Genomic DNA, 23,632 nt, shown 5'->3' with positions numbered 1-23,632 from the left:
GTTTATTCCTATCTGAAATCTGCCCCCCCGTTACTCCCGCGCGGGCGGGAATCCAGAGTCGCTCATGTGACCACGTAACTGGATTCCCGCCCGCGCGGGAGTAACGGTGCAAGAACCCTAGCGGCGGTCATTCCATGCCAATCCTCTCTCCATGGCGCTCTGACTTCCCGGCCCTGGCCGCTCTCGCCGCCGATAGCCAGACCTACCTCGACAGCGCCGCCACCTCGCAAAAACCCCAGGCCATGCTTGATGCCTTGCTGGGTTATTACCGCGCGGGCGCTGCGAACGTTCACCGTGCCCAGCACCTGCCTGGCGAGCGAGCCACCCGCGCATTCGAAGAGGCGCGTGGCAAAATCGCGCGCTGGCTGAATGCGGCCAGTCACGACGAAATCATCTTCACCCGCGGCGCCACCGAAGCGCTGAACCTGCTCGCCTACGGCCTGGAAGAACACTTCCACGCTGGCGATGAAATTGTTATCAGCGCCCTGGAGCACCACGCCAATCTGTTGCCATGGCAGCAGCTGGCGCAACGGCGTGACCTGGCCTTGATCGTGCTGCCGGTCACCACCAGCGGGCAGGTCGATCTGGTTGCGGCCAAGCACCTGATTGGCCCGCGTACGCGCCTGTTGGCGGTTAGTCAGTTGTCCAACGTGCTGGGCACCTGGCAGCCACTGTCCGAGTTGCTGGCGCTCGCCAACACCCATGGCGCCATCACCGTGGTCGACGGCGCGCAGGGCGTGGTGCACGGCCGCCACGATATGCAGCAACTGGGCTGCGACTTTTATGTCTGCTCCAGCCACAAGCTGTACGGGCCCGATGGCGTCGGCGTGCTCTACGGCCGCGCCGCCACCTTGCAGCGCGTGCTGCCCTGGCAGTTTGGCGGCGAGATGCTGCTGCAAACCGATTACTACACGGCCAAATTCCGCCCGGCACCGCTGGGCTTTGAAGCCGGTACGCCGGCGGTGTCCGCCGTGATTGCCCTCGGCGCCACGCTGGATTACTTGGCCAGCCTCGATGGCGCTGCGGTGCTGGCCCACGAAGCCGCCCTGCACGCCGAACTGCTCGCCGGCCTTGGCGCGCGCCCAGGTGTGCGGGTTCTGGGAGCCCCACAAACTGCCCTCGCCAGCTTTGTAGTCGAGGACGTGCACAGCGCCGACCTCGCCCATTTGCTTACCGAACAAGGCATCGCCGTGCGCGCCGGCCATCACTGCGCCATGCCCTTGCTGCGGGGCCTGGGTTTGCCGGGGGCGATTCGGGTGTCGCTGGGGCTGTACAACGACAGCGGCGACCTACAGCGCTTTTTCGCCGCGCTCGATCACGCGTTGGAGATTCTCGGATGAGTGCCCTTCCCGCGGCTGCCGAACAAGCGCTTGAAACCTTTAGCCAACCCATCAGTTGGGAGCAACGCGCCCGCCTGCTAATGGCCTGGGGCGAGCAACTTGAGCCACTGACCGACGACGAACGCAGCGAGCCCAATCGGGTAGATGGCTGTGAAAGCCTGGTGTGGCTGGTGGGTCATTTCAGCGAGGGGCACTGGCAGTTTCGCGCCAGCGGCGATGCCCGTCTGATTCGCGGCCTGCTGGCCCTGCTGCTAGTGCGGGTCAACGGCTTGCCCGCCGACGAACTGAGCACGCTGGACCTGGCTGCCTGGTTTAGCCAGCTCGGCCTGGCCCGCCATCTCTCGCCTTCGCGCACCAACGGCCTGCAAGCCGTGCTGACACGAATGCGCGAGTTGACCCTTAACGCCCCTCGATAGAGGCGCCCGGGCCGATGGCCTGAACGGCGTCATTGGCTAACCAAGCCTTGGCTTCGGCGGAATGGCGCAGCGTGGCGTCGAGGAACGCCGTACTGACCGTCTGCACGTTAGCGACCTGATGGGCATCGAACCAGTTCTGGCTGTCCTGACCGTGGCCCATGGTGTCCGGGCGAGGACGACGCTTGGGCCCCTCACCACCGTCGGCGCCGGGTGGGCCGCCGGAGCCATCGCGGCCGCCAGCGCCGGCATCCATATCTGCATCGCGCTTGGGACCTTTACGGTCGGCTTCATCCGCGCTCGGCAATTCATCCAGCGAGCCACTGAACAATTGATGCTGGGCATTCTTGGCGATCAGTTGGTAACTGCCGGGGTTCGGATTACCCCGCCACATGGCCAGGCGCCGCTCGGGTGAATCCACCCAGCTAAACGGGTCTTCGTCATGCGGGCCGGTCACGCTCAGCAGCGGTGTATCCACGCGCGCCACCGGGCTGCCGGGGCCCACGTACGGGCTTAGCAGAATCACCGCCTTGGGTTGCCAATCCCTGAGCAGGCTATCGCCCGCCAACGCGGCGGCGGTCTGGGCGCCCAGGTCGTAACCGGCAAACACCACGTTGTTCCAGTCCACACCGGCCACCTGCGCGTCGCCGGCCTGGCCGCGCACGCGCAATTGGCTAAGCACCTGGTGAACCACGGCGATGCGTTCGTTCAGCGCCTTATCAGAATAGGCTCGCTGAGCAATGCCGCGGAATGTACCGGCCTGCGCTTCGCTACTGGAATAAATGCCACGGCCATACTGCTGCGGCTGAATCGATACCACGGCATAGCCGGCGTCGGCCCAGGTACGGCGCCATTGCAAACCAGCACGGGCGCCCTCGCCCAGGCCGGGCAGAAACACCACCAGCGGCGCGGCGTTGGCCGTTTGCGCCGGAGCCAGCCAACTGACTTCGATGGGTTGTTCGGCCACCGTGAAGTCGGCATCCCAACCCTGAGTTGGGTTCTGTTGGGGCGCCTGATAGGACTTTTCGGCGAAGGCCGCGATGGCCTCGTGGGGATTACGCAAGTCATTGGGTTTACTGGCGCACGCGCCTAGCAGCGCGCTGGCCAGCAGCAACGCTACGGGCAGGCGACAGGCCTGAAAAGAAAAGTTGGACATGCAAGGTATCCGCGAAGAAATCCGGCTAACCGGGGACCTGCGCAGTGTGCCTCAAGCGCTGTGAAAAGCGGGTAATGACTGGGTAATCGGCAGGTAAATTTCCTGATACACAGGGCCCGTGGGGTGGCTGTGCGCACTGAAGCGTTACGACTTAAATCGGCTGGTTGGCGGAGCGCACCCTACGAAAAACGCTACGAACGTTCCGAAGGGCGGCGAATGCCGGCCACCAACTTATCCACAGCTTTCGCCGCTGCCACCATGCCGAAGGTAGCGGTCACCATCATCACCGCGCCAAAGCCACCGGCGCAGTCGAGTTTGACACCGTCGCCGACGAACTTTTTCTCCAGGCAAATGCTGCCATCGGGTTTGGGGTAGCGCAGCTGCTCGCGCGAATACACGCACGGCACGCTGTAATGGCGGCCCGGCGTGCGAGAGAACCCGTAATCACGGCGCAGCGCCGAGCGTACGCTGGAGGCCAGCGGGTCGTTGACCGTTTTATTGAGGTCGCCCACCTGGATCAGCAACGGGTCGATCTGCCCGCCTGCACCGCCGGTGGTGATGATCTGGATCTTGCGCCGCTTGCACCAGGCAATCAGGGCCGCCTTGGCGTTAACGCTGTCGATGCAATCCACCACGCAGTCCAGCGCGGTGGTGATGTACTGGGCCATGGTGTCGCGGGTCACGAAGTCGCTCACCGCATGCACCACGCAATGGGGGTTGATGGCGCGGATGCGCTCGGCCATCACTTCGACCTTGGGCTGGCCGATGGCACCCTGCATCGCGTGAATCTGCCGGTTGGTGTTGGTAACGCAGACGTCATCCAGATCGAACAGCGAGATCTCGCCCACGCCACTGCGCGCCAAGGCCTCGGCCGTCCATGAACCCACGCCACCGATGCCGACCACCGCCACATGGGCAGCCGCCAGCCTGGCCAGGCCGTCGCGGCCATACAGGCGGGCAATGCCGCCAAAGCGTTGTTCATCTGTACCCATCACACCACCTCTATACCGCGCCCTTATAGAGAGACGCGTCCGGCAAATCGGCGCGCATTATATGAAGCGTCATCTGCACATGCCACGCCGCTGGTACAAGTATGGTTCAACACGTGCGCCGCGATGCTTGCCTATGCTTAACTGCCACCGGCACTTAGATCCCGCAACATGCCAGTAAAACGCCAGCTTGCCGTGGCCTGCGCCGAACTAAAAACAGACGACGCTGACCAAGGTTTGCGGGCAATAAACCCGGTAGCTATACAGCAATTTGACGCCGGAGTAGGATGCGCGCCGACCGGCGCTCGCCGGCATCTCTCCGTTCCACCCTTTGGAACCTGAAACGTCTATGTCATCGCGTAAATTTGGACTCAACCTGGTGGTATTCGTGGCAATCGCCGCGCTCTTCACCGGCATATGGGCGCTGTACAACCGTCCGGTCACTGCACCCGACTGGCCCGAGCAAATCTCCGGTTTCTCCTTCTCGCCGTTCCGGCTCGATCAGAACCCGCAGAAGGATCAATACCCCACCGACGAGCAGATGCGCGAAGACCTCGGGCTTCTCGCCAAGCACACCGACAACGTGCGTACCTACTCGGTAGACGGCACCCTGGGCGACATTCCCAAGTTGGCCGAAGAGTTCGGCCTGCGCGTTACGCTGGGCATCTGGATCAGCCCGGACGAGGAGCGCAACGAGCGCGAAATCGCCCGCGGCATCGAGATTGCCAACTCCTCGCGCAGCGTTGTGCGGGTAGTGGTGGGTAACGAGGCATTGTTCCGCCGCGAAGTAACCCCCAAGCAACTGATGGCCTTTATCGACCGCGTACGCGCGCAGGTAAAAGTGCCGGTGACCACCTCCGAGCAGTGGCACATCTGGGAAAAATACCCGCAGTTGGCGAACCACACCGACCTGGTGGCCGCGCACATCCTGCCTTACTGGGAATTCATTCCCATGGAAGACTCCACGCAGTTCGTGCTCGATCGTGCGCGCGACCTGAAACGTATCTTCCCGAAAAAACCGCTGCTGCTGTCCGAGGTGGGCTGGCCGAGCAACGGCCGTATGCGCGGTGGTGCTGACGCCACACAGGCGGACCAGGCCATTTACCTGCGCACCCTGGTAAACACGCTTAACGCCAAAGGCTACAACTACTTTGTGATCGAAGCCTTTGACCAGCCGTGGAAGGCCAGCGATGAGGGGTCGGTCGGCGCTTACTGGGGCGTGTTCAACGCGGCCCGACAGCAAAAATTTGCCTTCGAAGGCCCGGTAGTGGCCATTCCGCAATGGCGCGTGCTGGCCATCGGTTCGGTGGTACTGGCCATGCTCGCCCTGGCCTTGCTGCTGATCGACGGCAGCGCCCTGCGTCAACGCGGCCGCACCTTCCTGACCTTCGTTGCCTTCGCCGGCGGCTCGGTACTGGTGTGGATCGGCTACGACTACAGCCAGCAATACAGCACCTGGTTCAGCCTGACCGTGGGCTTGCTCCTGGGTATCGGCGCCATCGGCGTGTTTATCGTGCTGCTCACCGAAGCCCATGAACTGGCCGAGGCCGTGTGGGTGCACAAACGTCGTCGGCCGTTCAATCCGGTGATCGGCGACAGCACCTACCGGCCGAAAGTGTCGATCCATGTGCCGTGCTACAACGAGCCGCCGGAGATGGTCAAACAGACCCTCGACGCGTTGGCCGCCCTGGACTACCCGGACTTTGAGGTGTTGATCATCGACAACAACACCAAAGACCCAGCGGTTTGGGAGCCGGTACAGGCCTACTGCGAAAACGTCCTGGGCCCGCGCTTCCGCTTCTTCCACGTGGCACCGCTGCATGGCTTCAAAGGCGGCGCGCTGAACTACATCCTGCCGCACACAGCGCCCGATGCCGAAGTGGTGGCGGTGATCGACTCGGACTACTGCGTCGACCCCAACTGGCTCAAGCACATGGTGCCGCATTTTGCCGACCCCAAAATCGCCGTGGTGCAATCGCCGCAGGACTACCGCGACCAGAACGGCAGCGCCTTCAAAAAGCTCTGCTACGCCGAATACAAAGGCTTCTTCCATATCGGCATGGTCACCCGCAACGACCGCGACGCGATCATCCAGCACGGCACCATGACCATGATTCGCCGTACCGTGATGGACGAGCTGAAGTGGGCCGACTGGACCATCTGTGAAGACGCCGAATTGGGTCTGCGTGTATTCGAAAAAGGCTACTCCGCCGCCTATGCCTACGACAGCTTCGGCAAAGGCCTGATGCCGGATACCTTTATCGACTACAAGAAGCAGCGCTTCCGCTGGGCCTACGGCGCCATTCAGATCATGAAAGGCCACGCCCGGGAACTGTTCCGCGGCAAGAACACCGAACTCAAGCGCGGTCAGCGTTACCACTTCGTGGCCGGTTGGCTGCCATGGGTGGCGGACGGTCTGAACATCTTCTTCACCGCCGGTGCCCTGTTGTGGTCGGCGGCGATGATCATCGTGCCGCAACGTGTCGACCCGCCGCTGCTGATTTTCGCGATCCCACCATTGGCGCTGTTCTTCTTCAAGTTCGGCAAGATCGTGTTCCTCTACCAGCGTGCCGTGGGCGTTAACCTCAAGGACGCGTTCTGCGCGGCCCTGGCAGGTCTGGCGCTGTCGCACACCATCGCCAAGGCGGTGCTGTACGGCTTCTTCACCACCAGCATCCCGTTCTTCCGCACGCCGAAAATGCGCTCCAGCCACGGATTCATGGTGGCCATGGCCGAGGCGCGTGAAGAGGTGTTCATCATGCTGCTGCTATGGGGCGCGGCGATTGGCATCGGCATCGTGCAGGGTTTCCCGAGCAACGACGTGAAGTTCTGGGTAGCAATGCTGCTAGTGCAGTCCTTGCCTTACCTCGCGGCACTGATCATGGCGCTGCTGTCGTCCTTGCCCAAGCCGCCGGAAACGCCGGAAGTGGCGTTAGCCGAGTAATGTGATAGCAATGAAAAAGGGCAGCCAAGTGGCTGCCCTTTTTCATTGCCGCAAAAAAATGCATTTTTTCTACTTCACATCCTTCCTCCAGACGGAAGCACCTGACGCCTGCCAACGAGCCCGGCTGCATACGCAAAATTGCTAACGATTAGTCTTGGCCCACACCAATCGTTAAGGAAGTATGTCCATGGAACGTTTCCCTCGCCTACCAACCTCAGCCACCCCACCGCATGCTGTAACGAGCCACGGCGCTCGTTTTCAGCCTGGGCCTAGCTGGCTGTTGTTACTGGCGATGTCTCTGCCAGGCCTTACCATGGCCGAAATAAAATTGTCAGCTAATACCTCGCCTGGCCAAAAGATCGGCATGGCCAACGGCGTACCAGTCATTGGAATTGCCAACCCCACCAGCAAAGGCCTCTCGCATAATCGCTTTGAGCAATTCAATGTCGACAAACCCGGTGTAGTTTTCAACAACAGCCTGAGCGCCGGCACCAGCAAGCTCGCTGGCAACCTTGAAGCCAACCCCAACCTCGCCCAGGCCGCCAAGGCGATTCTTACCGAAGTGACTGGCAATAAGCCGAGCACGTTGGCGGGGACGATGGAAGTGTTCGGCGCCAAGGCCGATGTGATAGTGGCCAACCCCAATGGCGTCACCCTCAACGGCGTCAGCACCGTGAATATGCGCGGCTTCGTCGCGACTACCGGCGTGCCGGACCTGGCCGACGCGCGACACCTCAATGTGCAGAACAACGCAGCACAAGTGATAGTGGGTAACTTGGGGGTCGATACGCGAGACCTTAGTTACTTCGATATCGTCTCCCGCGTGGTGACGCTCAACGGCAGCGTGGGCACGCCGGACAGCAGGGCTGACGTCCAGGTTGTCGCCGGCCTGAATCGCTACGACAGCCAACTGCGCACCGCCTCCCGACTGCAGGGCACCGCAGAGAACACTCCGGGAATCGCGATAGACGGAAGCCTGGCTGGTGCGATGCATGGTGGCCATATCACGCTTATCAGCACTGAAAGCGGCGTCGGCGTTCGCCACGCGGGGCTGATACACAGCGAGCGAGACATTCGCATCATGGCCGACGGTGATATTGCGCTAACCCGGGTCGATGCCGGGCGCGACCTCACTGTGCAAACGAGCGGTGATTTGGCACTTTCAAAGATGAGTTCGATCGCTGGCATGACGGCCGCAGGCGATATTCACATCACCGCCGACGACGTCCACTTGAGCGCCGCCACCAACAGCAGCCGCTTTACCGCGAACGCCAAGACCTTAAATGTGCACGGCACCACGCTGAAAACCACTGCCAATGATCCACACACCGCGGCCCTGTCCATCAAGGTCGACGAGCTGAACCTGACAGGTACGCTCGTAGGTTATGACTACAACGGGCGCATTGCCCAGTTCGTGAAACCGCTCGATGGAGCTCTAGTCGTTCTTGAAAACGGCATACCCAACGGGACCCCCAGTAAGATAGTGAGCAGCGCAACGATCGAATCGGCAGGCGGCATGGACATCACTGCCAGGCGGCTCAATAACACGCGAGGCATTATCGACAACCATGGTAGCCAAGGCCTGCGCATTGCTGCCGACACGCTGAACAACACCGGCATAGTGCGAAGCAATGCCGCGATTGATGTGGCCACCCAAACCTTCAATAACCACTGCACTCGCGGCGCGATGCAGACGTTTTGTGGCGGCATTTTCGGAGGTACAACGGCCGTCCTAAAAACCGACGCGCTGTATAACGAGGGGGCGTTGAGCGCCGCAGGAGATTTGACTCTGCACCTGGGACACGGGCGCCATACCAACGCGTACTGGGCTGAGTTCTATTCTGGCAACAACCTGCTAATCACTCGCCGAGCACCGGGCATTACCGCCGACTTGCTGAACTACGGCCAAATTGCCGCCAAAAACAACCTGATTATCAACCAGGACAATGTCACGGTTGGCAAAAGTGGCTCACTGGCGGCGCATGGAGACGTGCGTGTACGCGCCAACTCCTCTTTCAGCAACAGCAGCAACTGGGTGGTAGCCGGCAATGACCTTACCATCACAACGCAGGTGATGCGCCTGTGGGAAGGCTCTAACCTGCTGTCCGGGGGCAGTTTAAGCCTGAGCGCGGATACCAGCTTTGCCAGTGAACAAGGCTCGGGAATAGTCGCTCGGCAAGGTGATATGACTCTCACCGCCGGCCACCTTTACAACGGCGGTAATATGTATTCCGCAGGAGGCAACCTGGTCGTTCGTGCGGGTGGAAATCTGACTAACACCGGCACCGTTCTAGCCAGCAATGACACCCACATCAGCAGCGATGGCATTCTGCGAAACACGGACTCTGGCATTATCGCCAGCGACGGCGCCCTATCCCTGACCGCCAAAGGCAACATCTTCAATACCAACGGGTCCATTATTGCGGGCGAGGACGTAACGTTCACTACCCCTGGCAGCATTCTCAACGATGGTGGCTCGTGGATCGACGGTATGCTGCTGACGTTCAACGGCGGCGTCCTGCACAACCGAGCGCACTCGGTCATCTATGCTCATGAGCGGCTGGAACTCGGCGACGGCATCACACTGCTTAACACCGATGGCGCCATGATCTCCATCAATGGCGAAATTCACTCGGAAGCCGAACCGGGGAAAACGTTGCTGTAACCTTTCCCGCGCTAGCCGTGCCCATGATCGGGCGCGACTAGCGCGAGGCGCGTTCAGTCAATACGAAACGAATCGGCATCCAGATGCGCCGGGAAGCGCTCGCGGTACGCTGCCAGGTCGGTGGCTTTGAGGGTTACGTGCAATACGCCGTCGCCGGCTTGAGCCTCAAGCAACGGTTCGCCCTGAAAGTCGAGCACTTGGCTATCACCGCTGTAAGGGTGGCCTTTACCATCGTTGCCCACACGGTTTACCGCAGCGACAAAACACAGGTTTTCGATGGCCCGCGCTGGCAGCAAGCGATTCCAGTGCAAACGCCGTGCAGCGGGCCAGTTAGCGGTGTATAGAAGCAGATCGGTGTCATGGGGGTCGCGGCTCCACACCGGGAAACGCAGGTCGTAGCAAATCAGTGGGCGAATGCGCCAGCCATGCAATTCCATCTGCACCTGACGTTCTCCGGGGCTGTAGTGCTTGTGCTCGCCAGCCATGCGGAACAGGTGGCGTTTGTCGTAGTGCAGCATTTCGCCATCAGGGCGAGCCCAGAGCAGGCGATTGCGGTGGCTGCCGTCAGCAGCCTGAATGATCACGCTGCCGGTAATCACCGCATCGAGCCGTTTGGCTTGCGCACGCAGCCAGGCGTAACTGGCGCCCTCCTCCGGTTCGGCCAAGGCTTCGGCGTCCATGGAAAAACCGGTGGTAAACATCTCCGGCAATACGATCAGGTGCGCGCCCCGGGCTTGCTCCAGCAACGCCTCGAAATGGGCAAAGTTCGCGGCCGGGTCATGCCAGACCAAGGTAGTTTGCACCAGGGCGAGTTTGAGATCGGGCAGATTTTTTATATCGCGCCCGCTGTTTAGATTCGACATAGCTTCTCCGCTGCCTGAATCAGGGTCTCTTCACGCTTGGCAAAGCAGAAGCGCACCAGACGCAGATTCTTCAGAGGCTCCTGATAGAAAACCGAAATGGGGATGACCGCCACGCCGTGCTCGCGGGTCAGCCATTCGGCCATCGCTACGTCATCGAGGTCGTCACGAATGGCCGAATAGTCGGCCAGTTGGAAAAAGGTGCCGGCGGCGCGGGTGAAGCGAAATTTCGACTGTTCCAAGCGATCGCAGAACAGGTCGCGCTTGGCCTGGTAAAACGCTGGCAGCTCGCTGACGTGCTGCGGGTTGGCGGCCATAAAGTCAGCCAGCCCCCATTGCAGCGGCGTGACGCCACAGAAGCTCACGTATTGGTGCACCTTGCGCAGCTCCGTGCTCAACGCGGGCGGCGCCACCACATAGCCAGTTTTCCAGCCGGTAACGTGGTAGCTCTTGCCGAACGAGCTGACTACGAAGGCGCGCTGATAAAGCTCCTCATGGGCCAACACGCTGTCGTGTTTGGCGCCGTCGAACACCAAGTGCTCGTAGACCTCGTCGCTGATCAGGTAGATGTCGCGGGCGCGAATCAGCTCGGCCAGTTGGTCGAGGTCACGGCGGGTGAGCAGCGCGCCGCTGGGGTTGTGCGGGCTGTTGAGAATGATCAGGCGGGTGCGCGGGGTGATGGCATCAGCCAAGCGTTGCCAATCGATGGCAAAGTCCGGCTGGCTCAGTGGCACATGCACACAGCGACCACCGGCCAGATCTACCGAGGGCTCGTAACTGTCGTAGCTGGGGTCGAAGACGATCACTTCATCGCCGGCACGGATCAGGGTTTGAATCGCGCAGAAAATCGCCTGAGTGGCGCCGGGAGTGATGGTGATTTCGCTATCGGCGCTGACGCTACGGCCGTAGCAGGCAGCAATTTTCAGCGCGACTTGTTCACGCAATGCCGGCAGGCCGGTCATGGGCGCGTATTGATTGTGGCCGCTATGCACATGGCGGGCGACGGCGTCGAGCAATGCCTGCGGGCCATCGAAATCGGGGAAGCCCTGGGACAGATTCAGCGCACCCACCTCGTTGGCCAACTGCGACATGCGCGTGAAAATGGTGGTGCCGATGTTGGGCAACTTGCTGGTGATCATCACACTTTCCTGTTTGATCTGTCACGGCACGGCTGGAGCCATAGGGACAGGCAGGATAGCGGATCAACTGGGCATGAAAAAGGGCACCCGAAGGTGCCCTTTTGCATATCGCTAGAACCTTTTAACCGCACGGTTTTGCGAGCGTAGGGCGAATATCACCGCTCCCACTTGCGAATCGGCGGATATCCGCTGCGCGGATATTCGCCCTACACCAGCGAGCGTGGAACACACTCTCAACGCAGCAATGTCGACGCGCAGCCGACCTTATTTCTTATCGCGGCGTTTCTTGTCGGCTTTTTTGTGGTGCGACATAAGCCGGCGCTTCTTGTTGACTTGGCGATCAGTCAGGGTGTTTTTCTTGCCTTCGTACGGGTTCTCGCCGCCTTTGAATTCGATGCGAATCGGCGTACCGACCAGCTTCAGTACACGACGGTACGTGTTTTCCAGGTAGCGCACATACGACTTCGGCACCGCCTCCACCTGGTTACCGTGAATCACGATCAGCGGCGGGTTGGCACCGCCCAAGTGGGCGTAACGCAGTTTAATACGGCGGCTGCCAACCATGGGCGGTGCGTGCTCGCTCACGGCATCTTCGAGAATCTGGGTCAGGCGGCTGGTCGGCCAGCGGGTAACCGCCGACTTGAAGGCGTTCTGTACCGACTGATACAGATTGCCCACACCGGTGCCGTGCAAGGCCGAAATAAAGTGGATGTCGGCAAAGTCGACGAAGAACAACCGGCGTTGCAGCTCGGTTTTCACGTAGTCGCGCTCGCTAGGCTCCATGCCGTCCCATTTGTTCAGGGCGATAACCAGAGCGCGGCCGGACTCCAGGGCAAAGCCCAACAGGTTGAGGTCGTGGTCGACCACGCCTTCGCGGGCGTCCATTACAAAGATCACCACGTTGGCGTCTTTTATGGCCTGCAGGGTTTTGACCACGGAGAATTTTTCGACTTCCTCGTGGATCTTGCCGCGCTTGCGCACCCCCGCGGTGTCGATCAGGGTGTACTTCTCTTCGTTGCGCTCGAAGGGAATGTAAATGCTGTCGCGGGTAGTGCCGGGCTGGTCGTAGACGATTACCCGGTCTTCACCGAGCATGCGGTTGACCAGGGTCGACTTACCGACGTTAGGGCGACCGATGATGGCGATCTTGATGCCGTCTTTCTCACTCGGGCCGGGAATGCGCTTGGCTTCCTGACCTTCGGCAACGACTTCCTCTTCCTCGCCTTCGGCCGGCTCTTCCACGTCCTTGGGGAAGCCGCCCAGGGCGATTTCCATCATCTGCGCGATACCGCGGCCGTGGGCGCCGGCAATCGGGATGGCATCGCCCATGCCCAGTGGCGAGAATTCGGCGCGGGCCAGATCGGGGTCAATGTTGTCGACCTTGTTGGCCACCACGTAGGAGGTTTTATTGCGCTTGCGCAGGTGCTCGCCAATCATCTGGTCGGCGGCGGTAAAGCCTGCGCGCGAGTCCACCAGGAACAGGACAACGTCGGCTTCTTCAATGGCCAGCAGCGATTGCTCGGCCATCTTTTCGTCCATGCCATGCTCGTCACCGGAGATACCGCCGGTGTCGATCAGGATGTAGGTTCGCCCTTGCCATTTGGCTTCACCGTACTGGCGATCACGGGTCAGACCGGCCAGGTCGCCAACGATAGCGTCGCGACTTCTGGTCAGGCGGTTAAACAGGGTGGACTTGCCGACGTTAGGACGGCCCACCAGGGCGATTACGGGAACCATACGGCCCCTCCACTCAATTGCAGAAAATACAAAGGCCGCTACCGTCAAACGGCAGCGGCCGAACTCATTGTTGCGCAGGCCTACTGCCTGACGAAGCCCACCATCGCGGCGGTCATCGTCAGCGCGGCAAGTCCTACTTCTTGATGGTCAGCGCAACCAGCTCACCGCTGTTACCGAAAGCATAGAGCCAATCGGCGACCACCAATGGGCGAGCGCGCAGACCGTCACTGTCGATACGGGTGCGGCCGACGAAACGACCATCTACCTGGCTGACCAGGTGCAGATAGCCTTCGAAATCACCAAAGGCTACGTAGCTGGAGAACACTTCCGGCGCCGACAGCTGACGACGGGCCAGCGCTTCGTTGCTCCACAGCGAGGACGCGGAACGCTCGTCGACGCTTTCTACAGTGCCGTTGGCCAGGCACAGGTAAACGTTGCCGATGCTTTCAGCCAGGCCGACGTTACTGGAGGCTTCTTTCTGCCAGATGATGCGGCCATTGGAAGCGTCCAGACCGGCAACGCGACCCTGATAGCTCACAGCGTAGAGGGTATTGCCGGACAGCAGCAGGCCGCCGTCGATATCCACCACGCGGTCCAGCTCGGAACGGCCTTGCGGCACAGCTACGCGTTGTTCCCAGGCCGGCAGACCGCGCTGGGTGTCCAGGGCAATCACCTTACCGGTCGACAGGCCGGCGTAGGCCAGGCTGTCAGTCACGATAGGAGCACCCGTACCACGCAGGGTCAGTACGGCCGGGGTGTTTTCGTAGATCCAACGCTGGGCGCCGGTGCTGGCTTCAAGGCCGATCACGCGGTCGTCCTGGGTTTGCACCACTACCACATCACCGTTGGTGGCCGGCGGTGCCAGCACTTCGCTGGTTACCTTGGCGCGCCATTTCTCTTCACCGGTGGCGCCGTCCAGGGCAACCACTTCACCCTTCAGGGTGCCGACCAGCACCAGGCCGCTACCGGCGCCGACAGCGCCCGATACCGGCAGGTCGAGGTCGGTTTCCCACAGCTTGTCGCCAGAGAAACGGTTGATCGCCATGACTTCGCCATTTACGTCGGCGGCGAAGATGGTGTCGCCGTCGATAGCAGGGACCAGCATATTAAAAGTGTCGCCCTGGCCATCGCCAACCGAGCGGCTCCATTCTTTATGCAGTTCGACTTCTTCGGTGAAGTCAGGCAGCTCGGCCGGTGGCAGTTCTTTCTTGCTAGTGCTGCTGCAACCCGTGGCAAGAACGGCCAGGGCCAACAGTGCGGCATATTTCCAGCGCATCACTTCACGCATCCCCTTTGGCCAGATCGTCGAGCTTCATTTGCAAGCCACCCACTGCCGCTTCATCGGACAGGGCTGCCTTGGCCTTCTCGTATGCACTGCGGGCGTCGTCGTTACGGCCGACTTTCACCAGCAAATCGCCTTTGAGCTCTTCGCGGCTGGCAACGAACGCTTTTTCAGCATCGCCATCAAGGAGCTTGAGGCCCTCTTCGGCCTTGCTCTGAGCAGCCAGAACACGGGCCAGACGCTGACGCGCCAACTCACCGATGGTGGCATCGGCAGGTTTGGCCACCACGCTTTGCAGCTCGGCAGCCGCGTCGTCGAGCTTGCCGGCGTCCACCGCAGTCTTGGCAGCGAATAGGCTGGCGTACTGGGCGTAATAGGTGCCGGCGTATTCGCTTTTCAGCTTGTTGGAAAGCTCGGCAACCTTGGCCACATCCGGTTTGCCGGCTGGGTCAAAGGTGGTTTCCAGCAGTTGCTGATAGAGCATCGAGGCATTCTGCGCCTGGGTGCTTTGATACTTGTGCCAGGTGTTCCAGCCCACCACGACCGCCAGGGCCAGCACGCCACCGGTCAACAGCGGCTTGCCGTTGCGGTCCCACCAGTCCTTTAGGTCCGCCAGTTGTTCGTCTTCGGTACTCGACACGCCAATGCTCCTTAAACCCGCTGAATGCTCAAACCTTGAGTTTAAAACCCGGTTGTTTTTGAACCTGCCTGTCAGCCTTGCTGCAAGCTGGTTTCCAGGTGCTCGGCCAGAGCATCCCAGGCAATATTTTGTTGTTCGCCCTGACCACGGAGCGGTTTGAAACCTACCACTTGCTGACCCAGTTCGTCTTCGCCCAGAACCACAGCGAACAGCGCACCGCTCTTGTCGGCTTTCTTCAGCTGGCTTTTGAAGCTGCCTGCGCCGGCATTGACCACCAGACGCAAGCCCGGCACCTGATCACGCAGACGTTCAGCCAGTTGCAGCCCGGCGAGTTCAGCGGCATCGCCAAACGCACACAGATAAACGTCTACCTGACGGGCGATTTCTTCCGGCACTTTTTCCAGGGTTTCGAGCAGCAGAATCAGGCGCTCGATACCCATGGCAAATCCCACGCCGGCAGTCGGCTTGCCGCCCATCTGCTCGACCAGACCGTCGTAACGACCACCAGCACACACGGTGCCCTGGGCGCCTAGCTTGTCGGTAACCCATTCGAAAACGGTTTTGCTGTAGTAATCCAGGCCGCGTACCAGCTTGGTATTGAGTACGTAGGGAATGCCGGCTGCATCCAGACGGGCCTTCAGGCCCTCGAAGTGCAGGCGCGAGGCCTCGTCCAGGTAGTCGGCCAGCTTGGGAGCGTCGGTGAGCAGGGCCTGGGTTTCCGGCACCTTACTGTCGAGCACGCGCAGTGGGTTGCTGAGCAGGCGGCGTTTGCTGTCTTCGTCGAGTTGGTCGGCACGGGCCGACAGGTAAGCCACCAGGGCTTCACGATAAGTGGCGCGCGCCTCGCTGGTGCCCAGGCTGTTGAGCTCGAGTTTGACTGCGTCACGAATGCCCAGCAGGCCCCAGAGACGCCATGTGAGCACGATCAGCTCCGCATCAATGTCCGGGCCGTCGAGGTTGAAGACTTCCACACCAATCTGGTGAAACTGGCGATAACGGCCTTTTTGCGGACGCTCATGGCGAAACATCGGGCCGATGTACCAGAGCTTCTGCACCTGACCGCCGCCGGAAATACCGTGCTCCAGCACCGCGCGTACGCAGCTGGCAGTGCCTTCGGGGCGCAGGGTGAGGGAGTCGCCGTTGCGGTCGTCGAAGGTGTACATCTCTTTTTCGACGATGTCGGTGACTTCACCGATAGAGCGTTTGAACAGTTCGGTGGCTTCAACGATGGGCATGCGAATCTGCCGATAGCCGTAGCCATCGAGCAGGCGTGCCACGCTATTTTCGAAATAACGCCAGAGCGGGGTTTGCTCCGGCAGGATGTCGTTCATGCCACGGATGGCTTGCAGGGACTTACTCACACAGAATCCTTAACGTTCTTTTTATCAGCCACGGGCGATAAGCGCTGCGTCGGCTTCGACCTTTTCGGCCGCTTTCTGGCGGATCAGCTGTTCGAGCTCATCCACCAGATTGTCGTTGGTCAGCTTGGAGGCCGGCTTGCCGTCGATGTACACCAGATTGTTCGGCGTGCCACCGGTCAGGCCGATATGAGCTTCCTTGGCTTCGCCAGGACCGTTGACGATACAGCCGATTACGGCCACGTCCAGCGGAACCAGCAAGTCTTCCAGGCGCCCTTCCAACTCGTTCATGGTTTTCACCACGTCGAAGTTCTGCCGCGAGCAGCTCGGGCAGGCAATGAAGTTGATGCCGCGCGAACGCAGACGCAAGGATTTGAGGATGTCGTAGCCGACTTTCACCTCTTCAACCGGGTCTGCCGCCAGCGAGATGCGGATGGTATCGCCAATTCCGTCGGCAAGCAGCATGCCCAAGCCCACGGCCGATTTCACCGTGCCCGAACGCAGGCCACCGGCTTCGGTGATACCCAGGTGCAGCGGCTGTTCAATCTGCTTGGCCAGCAAGCGGTAGGCCGCTACGGCCATAAACACATCCGAAGCTTTTACGCTGACTTTGAAGTCGGGGAAGTTCAGACGGTCTAGGTGCTCGACGTGGCGCAGGGCGGATTCCACCAAGGCTTCGGGCGTAGGTTCGCCATACTTCTTCTGCAGGTCTTTTTCCAGCGAGCCGGCGTTGACGCCAATACGGATGGGAATACCGCGGTCACGGGCAGCTTCTACAACTGCTTTTACGCGGTCTTCACGGCCGATATTACCCGGGTTGATACGCAGGCAATCGACCCCAAGCTCAGCCACGCGCAGGGCGATCTTGTAGTCAAAGTGAATATCGGCAACCAGCGGTACTTTTACCTGCTGCTTGATCTTGCCGAACGCCTCGGCGGCATCCATGTCGGGCACGGAAACGCGCACGATATCGGCGCCGGCTTCTTCCAGGCGGCGGATTTGCGCGACGGTTGCGGCCACATCGCAGGTGTCACTGTTGGTCATGCTCTGCACGGCAATCGGGGCATCACCACCGACCGGCACGGAGCCGACCCAGATCTTGCGCGAGACGCGACGGATGATTGGTGATTCGGCGTGCATGCTTATTGTCCCAACTTGATACGGGCGGTTTCGCCACTGGTGAACGGTGCGGCGTCAACCGGCTGGCCGTTGTAGCGCACCTGAGCGCCGCGGGCAAAACCCAGGCGCAGTTCAAGCGGCGCCTTGCCGGAGACTTCGAGTTTTTCACCAGCACGCTTCAAACCGCTGACCACCACCTTGCCGTTGGCATCGGTAAGCGAAATCCAGCAGTTGGCGCTGAAATCGATTGCGACCACACCTTCGCCAGCGCCAGCAACTACGGGGGTGGCTGGCGTAGCAGGCGCCGCTGCTGGCGCCGGCGCCACCGGAGCGGTGGGCGTAACCGGGGCAGCAGGTGCGGGTGCGGCTACGGTCGGAGCAACTGGCACGGCAACACTGCCAGCTGGCGCGGCAGGTGCGGCAGGCGCTTGGGTAGCGGCCTGGGCCTCCGGTTGGGCAGCCAGCTCCGGCGACACTTGCGCTGGCGCGCTTTCGCCCTGGTCTTCAGCGTCGGCTACGGCTTGATCTTCCGGCTCGTCGAGCGGGTGAATTTCGGTAGTGCCGTCAGCACCATCCACTTCTACATGGCCCAGGCTGATGCCTGCCGTTTCACCACCACGGCTCGCCGACTGGTCCTGCCACCAGAGAAAGCCACCGCCGGCCAGCGCCAGCAACAGCACAAAGCACACCAGACGCAGCAGGTTCTGCGACAAGCGCATCGGTTCTTCGATGCGACCCAGACCATGAACATTGCTGCCCGTGGCATTGGTGCCGGTGTATTGGTCGAACTCCTGAACGATCAGGGTCTGATCCATACCCAGCAATTTGGCATAGGCGCGGACGTAGCCACGGGCAAAGGTATGGCCTGGCAATTGATCGAACTGGCCGGCTTCCAACTGGCCAAGGCGCTGGCTGGTCAGGTTGAGCTGACCGGCAACATCAGCCAGGGACCAGTTCTTGTTTTCGCGGGCCTTGCGCAACGTCTCGCCAGGGTTGCTGCGAGAAACCGCTAGAGCTTCGGGATGCACCGCTTTCATCATTGCTCCGACATGTATTGCTTGTATTCCGGCGTACCGGGATAAAGACGTTTGAGCTGCAGACCGAGCGTTGCCGCTTTGTCCCGGTCGTCAAATACCTTGGCCAGACGCACACCCAACAACAGGCTCTCGGCGTTCTGCTCGCTGAGCTTGCTGAAACTGTCGTAGTACTTGCGTGACGGCACGTATTGTTTCTCGTCGTAAGCCAGCTTGGCCAATTCCAGCTGCGGACGGGCTTGACGCTTGTTCAAGCGGATGGAGCGCTCGAAATACTGCTTGGCGCCATCGCGGTCGTTGAGTTTCAGCGCCACCATGCCCAGATTCTGGAACACCCGCGAACGCTCGGGGTACATGTTGTCTTTGACTGCCTGCAGGTAGCGTTCCTTGGCTTCGGCATAACGCCCCTGGTCGTACAGGAACACTCCGTAGTTATTCAGGAAACGCGAATCCGGGCGGCTGGCGATGGCTTTGTGAAAATGCTCATCGGCTAGCTCCGGCTCCATTTCGGTCTGAAACAGAATCGCCAGCGCACCGTTGGCATCGGCGTTGGAAGGGTCGATTTCCAGTGCTTTTTTCAGGGGCACCTTGGCCTGCTCGGTATTGCCCTGGTTCAGATAGCCGATACCCAACTGAATATACGCATCACGCGCTTCATCACGCCCTTTGTCGGTCTTCATCGGATCGACATGACCCGTCGATACACAGCCAAACAGTAAGCCAGTGAACAGAAGCAGCAGCGCAGTGCGCAATGTCATAGGTTTCCTACCTTAGGTTCGGTTTGTAGCAGCGTGCGCGGCGTCGGCTTCGGCGTTCAGTTGACGCACCGCGATATAGCGTTCGCTACGGCGAGTGCGGTCCATGACCTGGCCGACCAGTTGCCCACAAGCTGCATCAATGTCCTCGCCGCGCGTGGTGCGCACGGTGACGTTGTGCCCTGCTTTATACAGCAGGTCCTGGAAGCGACGAATACTGTTGTTGCTGGGTCGCTCGTAACCGGAGTGAGGGAACGGGTTGAACGGGATCAGGTTGATCTTGCAAGGAATGTCCTTGAGCAACGCGATCATTTCCTCAGCGTGCTCGGTGCGATCGTTGACGTCCTTGAGCAGCGTGTACTCGATGGTCAACACGCGTTTTTCGCCAAGGCGCGCCACATAGCGCTTGCAGGCAGCCAGCAGCATCGCCAGAGGATACTTCTTGTTGATCGGCACGAGTGTGTTACGCAGCGCATCGTTCGGTGCGTGCAGCGACAAGGCCAGGGACACGTCGATGACTTCGCCAAGCTTGTCGATCATCGGCACCACGCCGGAGGTGGACAGGGTCACCTTGCGTTTGGAGATGCCGTAACCGAGGTCGTCCATCATCAGTTTCATGGCGGCGACCACGTTGTCGAAGTTCAGCAGCGGCTCGCCCATGCCCATCATCACCACGTTGGTGATGGCGCGATCAATCTTCGCCGGCACACTGCCGAACGATTTGTTGGCGATCCACACCTGGCCGATGATCTCGGCCGCCGTCAGATCGCTATTGAAACCTTGTTTGCCGGTAGAGCAGAAACTGCAATCCAGCGCGCAGCCAGCCTGCGACGAAACGCAGAGGGTGCCGCGGTTACCCTGGGGAATGTACACGGTCTCGACACAGCTGCCGGACGCCACGCGCACTACCCATTTGCGGGTTCCGTCGGTGGAGATGTCTTCACTCACCACCTCCGGCCCACGAATGAAGGCTCGGGCCTCGAGCTTCTCGCGCAAGGCCTTGCCCACATTGGTCATGGCGGCGAAATCATCGACGCCAAAGTGGTGAATCCACTTCATCACCTGACCGGCACGGAAACGCTTCTCCCCGATAGAGTCGAAGAATTCTTCCATCTCAGGCTGGGTCAGGCCCAGGAGATTGATTTTGCCGGTAGCTTCAGTCATGTCTTCACCCTCGCCCGTTCGCTGATCAGCGAGTACGTGCAGTTACTTCGGTAGCAGCGAAGAAGTACGAGATTTCGCGAGCAGCAGCAGCTTCGGAGTCCGAACCGTGAACGGCGTTGGCGTCGATCGAGTCGGCGAAGTCAGCGCGGATGGTGCCGGCAGCAGCTTCTTTAGGGTTGGTAGCGCCCATCAGTTCGCGGTTTTTGGCAATGGCGTCTTCGCCTTCCAGAACCTGAACAACAACCGGGCCGGAGATCATGAAAGCAACCAGTTCGCCGAAGAAACCGCGAGCGCTGTGCTCAGCGTAGAAGCCTTCAGCTTCGGCTTTGGACAGTTGTTTCATTTTCGAAGCAACGACGCGCAGGCCGGCTTTTTCGAAACGGGTAACGATCTCGCCGATTACGTTTTTAGCAACGGCGTCGGGCTTGATGATGGAGAAAGTACGTTGAACAGCCATGTGAAGCTCCAGAAACTATGAGTTAAGCCAAAAATTAAACCCGCGAATTATACGCGGGTTCCGGTTAAATGCGTAGGGCTCGCGCCCAGCCGTGGTGCGGCCGAATGTGACGGATTCAGTCGGCCTCTTCGATCCAGGCCGATTGAATAGCCTCCAGGACCTTCTCGCCACCGCGCTTGGGATCGTCGCTGAATTCCGGCAGCGCAATCACCCAGCGCTGCAGGTCGACGAAATTGACGTAGCGCGGGTCTACATCCGGCTTGCTGTCTGCCAGTTGAATGGCGATTTCCAATACATCAGTCCACTTCAGACTCATGTCAGTTCCTTGAAATCAGTGCGGCGCTTCGGCAGCGTGGTTGAGCGAGTATTTAGGGATTTCGACGGTAATGTCTTCGGTGCCGACAATCGCCTGGCACGCCAGCCGCGACTGCGCCTCCAGCCCCCAGGCGCGATCAAGGAAGTCTTCTTCCAGCTCGTCGGCCTCTTCCAGCGAATCGAACCCTTCGCGCACGATGCAATGGCAGGTTGTGCACGCACAGACGCCACCACAGGCGCTTTCCATCTCGATATGGTGCTCGTGCGCCAGATCCAGAATAGACGTACCCGGCTCAGCCTCTACAACCATGCCGTCGGGGCAAAACTTCGGGTGGGGCAGAAATATGACCTGCGGCATCAGTTATCCTCGATTTCGTTCAGATTGCGCCCCGCCAGCGCGGCTTTCACCGTCGAGTCCAGGCGGCGGGCAGCAAAGGCGTCGGTCACCTGCGACAGCCGTTTGGTCTGCTGCTCGATGGCGTAACCATCGGTACCTTTCATCAATTCACTCAGTTCCTGCACCTGCAAGTCGATGACCATGCGCTCATCGGCATCCAGCAAGCGCTCGCCGTCGGCTTCCAGCGCCGCCTGCACTGCTTCGATCAGACGCTGGGCATCCACTTGCTGCTCGCGCAGTACGCGGGCGACCTTGTCGTCACCGGCATTCTGGAAAGAATCCTGCAGCATGCGGGCGATTTCGCCGTCGGTAAGGCCGTAGGACGGCTTAACCTGAATGCTTGCTTCAACGCCAGATGCCAGCTCACGCGCCGCAACGCTGAGCAAACCGTCGGCATCGACCTGGAAGGTCACGCGAATTTTCGCAGCGCCGGCGACCATCGATGGAATGCCGCGCAGCTCGAAACGTGCCAGCGAGCGGCAGTCGCTGATCAGCTCACGCTCACCCTGCAACACATGAATCATCATGGCCGTCTGGCCGTCTTTGTAGGTGGTGAAGTCCTGCGCACGCGCCACGGGAATAGTGGTGTTGCGCGGAATGACCTTCTCCATCAGGCCGCCCATGGTTTCCAGCCCCAGGGACAGCGGAATCACGTCGAGCAGCAACAGCTCTTCGCCATCGCGCTTGTTGCCGGCCAATGTATCGGCCTGAATGGCGGCGCCGATGGCGACCACTTGATCCGGGTCGATATCGGTCAACGGCTGACGGGCAAACAACTCGCCCACCACAGTGCGTACACGCGGCACACGGGTCGAACCGCCAACCATCACAACCGCTTCGACTTCTTCAATTTCAATACCGGCATCGCGCACCGCGCGGCGACAAGACTTGAGGCTGCGCTGCAGCATCGGCTCGATAAGGCTGTCGAAATGGGCGCGGGTCAGCTCGCCGCTCCACTGGCCATAGCTGACGGCCACTGCATCGGCGCTGGTCAACGCTTCCTTTGCGGCACAAGCGGCCTGCAAGAGACTGCGCTGCTCGCCCGGCGCGATATCAGCGGAAATACCCGCTTGTTCGACGATCCAGCCGGCAATCGCATGGTCAAAATCATCACCGCCCAGCGCGCTGTCGCCGCCGGTGGCAAGCACTTCGAACACACCGCCGGTGAGGCGCAGGATCGAGATATCGAAGGTGCCGCCGCCCAGGTCATAAATCGCGACCACGCCTTCAGCTTTTTGATCGAGACCATAGGCAACTGCCGCAGCCGTTGGCTCATTGAGCAGGCGCAGCACGTTGAGCCCAGCCAAACGCGCGGCGTCTTTGGTGGCCTGGCGCTGGGAGTCATCGAAATAGGCCGGAACGGTGATAACCGCGCCCACCAGTTCGCCACCCAATGCGGCTTCGGCCCGCACGCGCAGCACTTTGAGAATATCGGCAGACACCTCTACCGGGCTTTTCGGGCCCTGCACGGTGTCGATAAACGGCATGTGGGATTCGCCGCCGACAAAGCGGTAGGGCAATTGCTCGCCCAACTGCTTCACATCTGCCAGGCCACGGCCCATCAGGCGTTTGACCGACAACACGGTATTGAACGGATCACTCGCTGCCGCGGCTTTGGCCGCGCGGCCCACTTCAACGCGGTCGCTGTGATAACGCACCACCGAAGGCAAAATGACCTCGCCATCGGCATCGGCCAACGGCGCGCAAATGCCACTGCGCAGCGCGGCTACCAGCGAGTTGGTGGTGCCCAGGTCGATACCAACGGCCAGGCGGCGTTGGTGCGGTTGCGGGCTTTGCCCGGGTTCAGCGATCTGCAGTAATGCCATGCTTGTCTGCGCATCAGGCGCGCCACGGAAGCGGCGCGGAAG

The 23,632-nt window shown here is 60.5% G+C and carries 20 protein-coding genes; 4 read left to right on the top strand and 16 right to left on the bottom strand.

Features of this window, described 5'->3' with window-relative positions:
- Nucleotides 1-134 precede the first annotated feature (134 nt).
- Nucleotides 135-1,340, top strand: a complete 1,206-nt coding sequence (locus PKE98_RS04970; protein ID WP_271194169.1) for an aminotransferase class V-fold PLP-dependent enzyme — start codon at nucleotides 135-137, stop codon at nucleotides 1,338-1,340.
- Nucleotides 1,337-1,756 (top strand): SufE family protein, encoded by a 420-nt coding sequence (locus tag PKE98_RS04965; protein WP_271194168.1) that lies wholly within the window; start codon nucleotides 1,337-1,339, stop codon nucleotides 1,754-1,756. Before PKE98_RS04970 ends, PKE98_RS04965 begins: the two co-directional genes overlap by 4 nt.
- Here PKE98_RS04965 and PKE98_RS04960 read toward each other — a convergent pair.
- Nucleotides 1,740-2,909 carry an alpha/beta hydrolase gene (locus PKE98_RS04960; protein ID WP_271194167.1) on the bottom strand — a complete coding sequence of 390 codons (1,170 nt, stop codon included), beginning with the start codon at nucleotides 2,907-2,909 and terminating at the stop codon, nucleotides 1,740-1,742. The genes PKE98_RS04965 and PKE98_RS04960 overlap by 17 nt on opposite strands.
- Before the next feature lie 191 nt (nucleotides 2,910-3,100).
- The gene (gene tcdA, locus PKE98_RS04955; protein ID WP_271194166.1) at nucleotides 3,101-3,901 is read right to left on the bottom strand and encodes a tRNA cyclic N6-threonylcarbamoyladenosine(37) synthase TcdA; all 801 of its coding nucleotides are present in this window, start codon (nucleotides 3,899-3,901) and stop codon (nucleotides 3,101-3,103) included.
- A 346-nt stretch (nucleotides 3,902-4,247) separates the two neighbouring features.
- Between tcdA and PKE98_RS04950 the strand changes: the two genes are divergently transcribed.
- Both PKE98_RS04950 and PKE98_RS04945 read left to right on the top strand, forming a co-directional pair.
- Nucleotides 4,248-6,842: a glycosyltransferase gene (locus PKE98_RS04950; RefSeq protein WP_271194165.1), complete on the top strand. Its 2,595-nt coding sequence runs from the start codon at nucleotides 4,248-4,250 to the stop codon at nucleotides 6,840-6,842.
- Between the two features lie 313 nt (nucleotides 6,843-7,155).
- Complete coding sequence (locus PKE98_RS04945; protein WP_271194164.1) at nucleotides 7,156-9,507, top strand: filamentous hemagglutinin N-terminal domain-containing protein; 2,352 nt, start codon at nucleotides 7,156-7,158, stop codon at nucleotides 9,505-9,507.
- A 53-nt stretch (nucleotides 9,508-9,560) separates the two neighbouring features.
- On the opposite strand, the gene PKE98_RS04940 is transcribed toward PKE98_RS04945, so the two are convergent.
- From PKE98_RS04940 to hscA, 14 genes are all read right to left on the bottom strand, one after another.
- Entirely contained in the window at nucleotides 9,561-10,370 is an 810-nt protein-coding gene (locus PKE98_RS04940; RefSeq protein ID WP_271194163.1) for an amidohydrolase, read from the bottom strand.
- Nucleotides 10,358-11,506: a pyridoxal phosphate-dependent aminotransferase gene (locus tag PKE98_RS04935; RefSeq protein WP_271194162.1), complete on the bottom strand. Its 1,149-nt coding sequence runs from the start codon at nucleotides 11,504-11,506 to the stop codon at nucleotides 10,358-10,360. Before PKE98_RS04935 ends, PKE98_RS04940 begins: the two co-directional genes overlap by 13 nt.
- Nucleotides 11,507-11,770: 264 nt before the next feature.
- On the bottom strand, nucleotides 11,771-13,243 hold the full coding sequence (der, locus tag PKE98_RS04930; protein WP_271194161.1) for a ribosome biogenesis GTPase Der: 1,473 nt from the start codon (nucleotides 13,241-13,243) through the stop codon (nucleotides 11,771-11,773).
- 133 nt (nucleotides 13,244-13,376) lie between these two features.
- On the bottom strand, nucleotides 13,377-14,531 hold the full coding sequence (bamB, locus tag PKE98_RS04925) for an outer membrane protein assembly factor BamB (RefSeq protein WP_271194160.1): 1,155 nt from the start codon (nucleotides 14,529-14,531) through the stop codon (nucleotides 13,377-13,379).
- Nucleotides 14,524-15,165 carry a YfgM family protein gene (locus PKE98_RS04920; RefSeq protein WP_271194159.1) on the bottom strand — a complete coding sequence of 214 codons (642 nt, stop codon included), beginning with the start codon at nucleotides 15,163-15,165 and terminating at the stop codon, nucleotides 14,524-14,526. The genes bamB and PKE98_RS04920 overlap by 8 nt, the downstream gene beginning before the upstream one ends.
- 71 nt (nucleotides 15,166-15,236) lie before the next feature.
- The gene (gene hisS / locus PKE98_RS04915) at nucleotides 15,237-16,526 is read right to left on the bottom strand and encodes a histidine--tRNA ligase (RefSeq protein WP_271194158.1); all 1,290 of its coding nucleotides are present in this window, start codon (nucleotides 16,524-16,526) and stop codon (nucleotides 15,237-15,239) included.
- Between the two features lie 24 nt (nucleotides 16,527-16,550).
- On the bottom strand, nucleotides 16,551-17,663 hold the full coding sequence (gene ispG / locus PKE98_RS04910; RefSeq protein ID WP_271194157.1) for a flavodoxin-dependent (E)-4-hydroxy-3-methylbut-2-enyl-diphosphate synthase: 1,113 nt from the start codon (nucleotides 17,661-17,663) through the stop codon (nucleotides 16,551-16,553).
- Nucleotides 17,664-17,665: 2 nt separating this feature from the next.
- Nucleotides 17,666-18,679: a RodZ domain-containing protein gene (locus PKE98_RS04905; protein ID WP_271194156.1), complete on the bottom strand. Its 1,014-nt coding sequence runs from the start codon at nucleotides 18,677-18,679 to the stop codon at nucleotides 17,666-17,668.
- Nucleotides 18,679-19,434 carry a type IV pilus biogenesis/stability protein PilW gene (pilW, locus tag PKE98_RS04900; protein ID WP_271194155.1) on the bottom strand — a complete coding sequence of 252 codons (756 nt, stop codon included), beginning with the start codon at nucleotides 19,432-19,434 and terminating at the stop codon, nucleotides 18,679-18,681. Before pilW ends, PKE98_RS04905 begins: the two co-directional genes overlap by 1 nt.
- Nucleotides 19,435-19,446: 12 nt before the next feature.
- Complete coding sequence (gene rlmN, locus PKE98_RS04895) at nucleotides 19,447-20,595, bottom strand: dual-specificity RNA methyltransferase RlmN (RefSeq protein ID WP_271194154.1); 1,149 nt, start codon at nucleotides 20,593-20,595, stop codon at nucleotides 19,447-19,449.
- Between the two features lie 25 nt (nucleotides 20,596-20,620).
- Nucleotides 20,621-21,052 carry a nucleoside-diphosphate kinase gene (gene ndk / locus PKE98_RS04890; RefSeq protein ID WP_108095966.1) on the bottom strand — a complete coding sequence of 144 codons (432 nt, stop codon included), beginning with the start codon at nucleotides 21,050-21,052 and terminating at the stop codon, nucleotides 20,621-20,623.
- 115 nt (nucleotides 21,053-21,167) lie between these two features.
- Nucleotides 21,168-21,368 (bottom strand): Fe-S cluster assembly protein IscX, encoded by a 201-nt coding sequence (gene iscX / locus PKE98_RS04885; RefSeq protein ID WP_271194153.1) that lies wholly within the window; start codon nucleotides 21,366-21,368, stop codon nucleotides 21,168-21,170.
- Nucleotides 21,369-21,383: 15 nt separating this feature from the next.
- Nucleotides 21,384-21,725, bottom strand: coding sequence for an ISC system 2Fe-2S type ferredoxin (fdx, locus tag PKE98_RS04880; protein ID WP_108095968.1), 342 nt, complete (start codon nucleotides 21,723-21,725; stop codon nucleotides 21,384-21,386).
- Nucleotides 21,725-23,590, bottom strand: coding sequence for a Fe-S protein assembly chaperone HscA (hscA, locus tag PKE98_RS04875; protein ID WP_271194152.1), 1,866 nt, complete (start codon nucleotides 23,588-23,590; stop codon nucleotides 21,725-21,727). Before hscA ends, fdx begins: the two co-directional genes overlap by 1 nt.
- Between the last annotated feature and the right edge of the window lie 42 nt (nucleotides 23,591-23,632).

The sequence above is a fragment of the Pseudomonas turukhanskensis genome (assembly GCF_027922365.1).
GTDB lineage: Bacteria > Pseudomonadota > Gammaproteobacteria > Pseudomonadales > Pseudomonadaceae > Aquipseudomonas > Aquipseudomonas turukhanskensis.
This window is presented reverse-complemented; position numbering and strand designations above follow the sequence as displayed.

Coding starts and splice junctions, on each gene's coding strand:
- PKE98_RS04970 (WP_271194169.1), top strand. CDS start 135: ATGCCAATCCTCTCTCCATGGCGCTCTGACTTCCCGGCCCTGGCCGCT.
- PKE98_RS04965 (WP_271194168.1), top strand. CDS start 1,337: ATGAGTGCCCTTCCCGCGGCTGCCGAACAAGCGCTTGAAACCTTTAGC.
- PKE98_RS04960 (WP_271194167.1), bottom strand. CDS start 2,909: ATGTCCAACTTTTCTTTTCAGGCCTGTCGCCTGCCCGTAGCGTTGCTG.
- tcdA (WP_271194166.1), bottom strand. CDS start 3,901: ATGGGTACAGATGAACAACGCTTTGGCGGCATTGCCCGCCTGTATGGC.
- PKE98_RS04950 (WP_271194165.1), top strand. CDS start 4,248: ATGTCATCGCGTAAATTTGGACTCAACCTGGTGGTATTCGTGGCAATC.
- PKE98_RS04945 (WP_271194164.1), top strand. CDS start 7,156: ATGGCCGAAATAAAATTGTCAGCTAATACCTCGCCTGGCCAAAAGATC.
- PKE98_RS04940 (WP_271194163.1), bottom strand. CDS start 10,370: ATGTCGAATCTAAACAGCGGGCGCGATATAAAAAATCTGCCCGATCTC.
- PKE98_RS04935 (WP_271194162.1), bottom strand. CDS start 11,506: ATGATCACCAGCAAGTTGCCCAACATCGGCACCACCATTTTCACGCGC.
- der (WP_271194161.1), bottom strand. CDS start 13,243: ATGGTTCCCGTAATCGCCCTGGTGGGCCGTCCTAACGTCGGCAAGTCC.
- bamB (WP_271194160.1), bottom strand. CDS start 14,531: ATGCGTGAAGTGATGCGCTGGAAATATGCCGCACTGTTGGCCCTGGCC.
- ispG (WP_271194157.1), bottom strand. CDS start 17,663: ATGCACGCCGAATCACCAATCATCCGTCGCGTCTCGCGCAAGATCTGG.
- PKE98_RS04905 (WP_271194156.1), bottom strand. CDS start 18,679: ATGAAAGCGGTGCATCCCGAAGCTCTAGCGGTTTCTCGCAGCAACCCT.
- pilW (WP_271194155.1), bottom strand. CDS start 19,434: ATGACATTGCGCACTGCGCTGCTGCTTCTGTTCACTGGCTTACTGTTT.
- rlmN (WP_271194154.1), bottom strand. CDS start 20,595: ATGACTGAAGCTACCGGCAAAATCAATCTCCTGGGCCTGACCCAGCCT.
- ndk (WP_108095966.1), bottom strand. CDS start 21,052: ATGGCTGTTCAACGTACTTTCTCCATCATCAAGCCCGACGCCGTTGCT.
- iscX (WP_271194153.1), bottom strand. CDS start 21,368: ATGAGTCTGAAGTGGACTGATGTATTGGAAATCGCCATTCAACTGGCA.
- fdx (WP_108095968.1), bottom strand. CDS start 21,725: ATGCCGCAGGTCATATTTCTGCCCCACCCGAAGTTTTGCCCCGACGGC.
- hscA (WP_271194152.1), bottom strand. CDS start 23,590: ATGGCATTACTGCAGATCGCTGAACCCGGGCAAAGCCCGCAACCGCAC.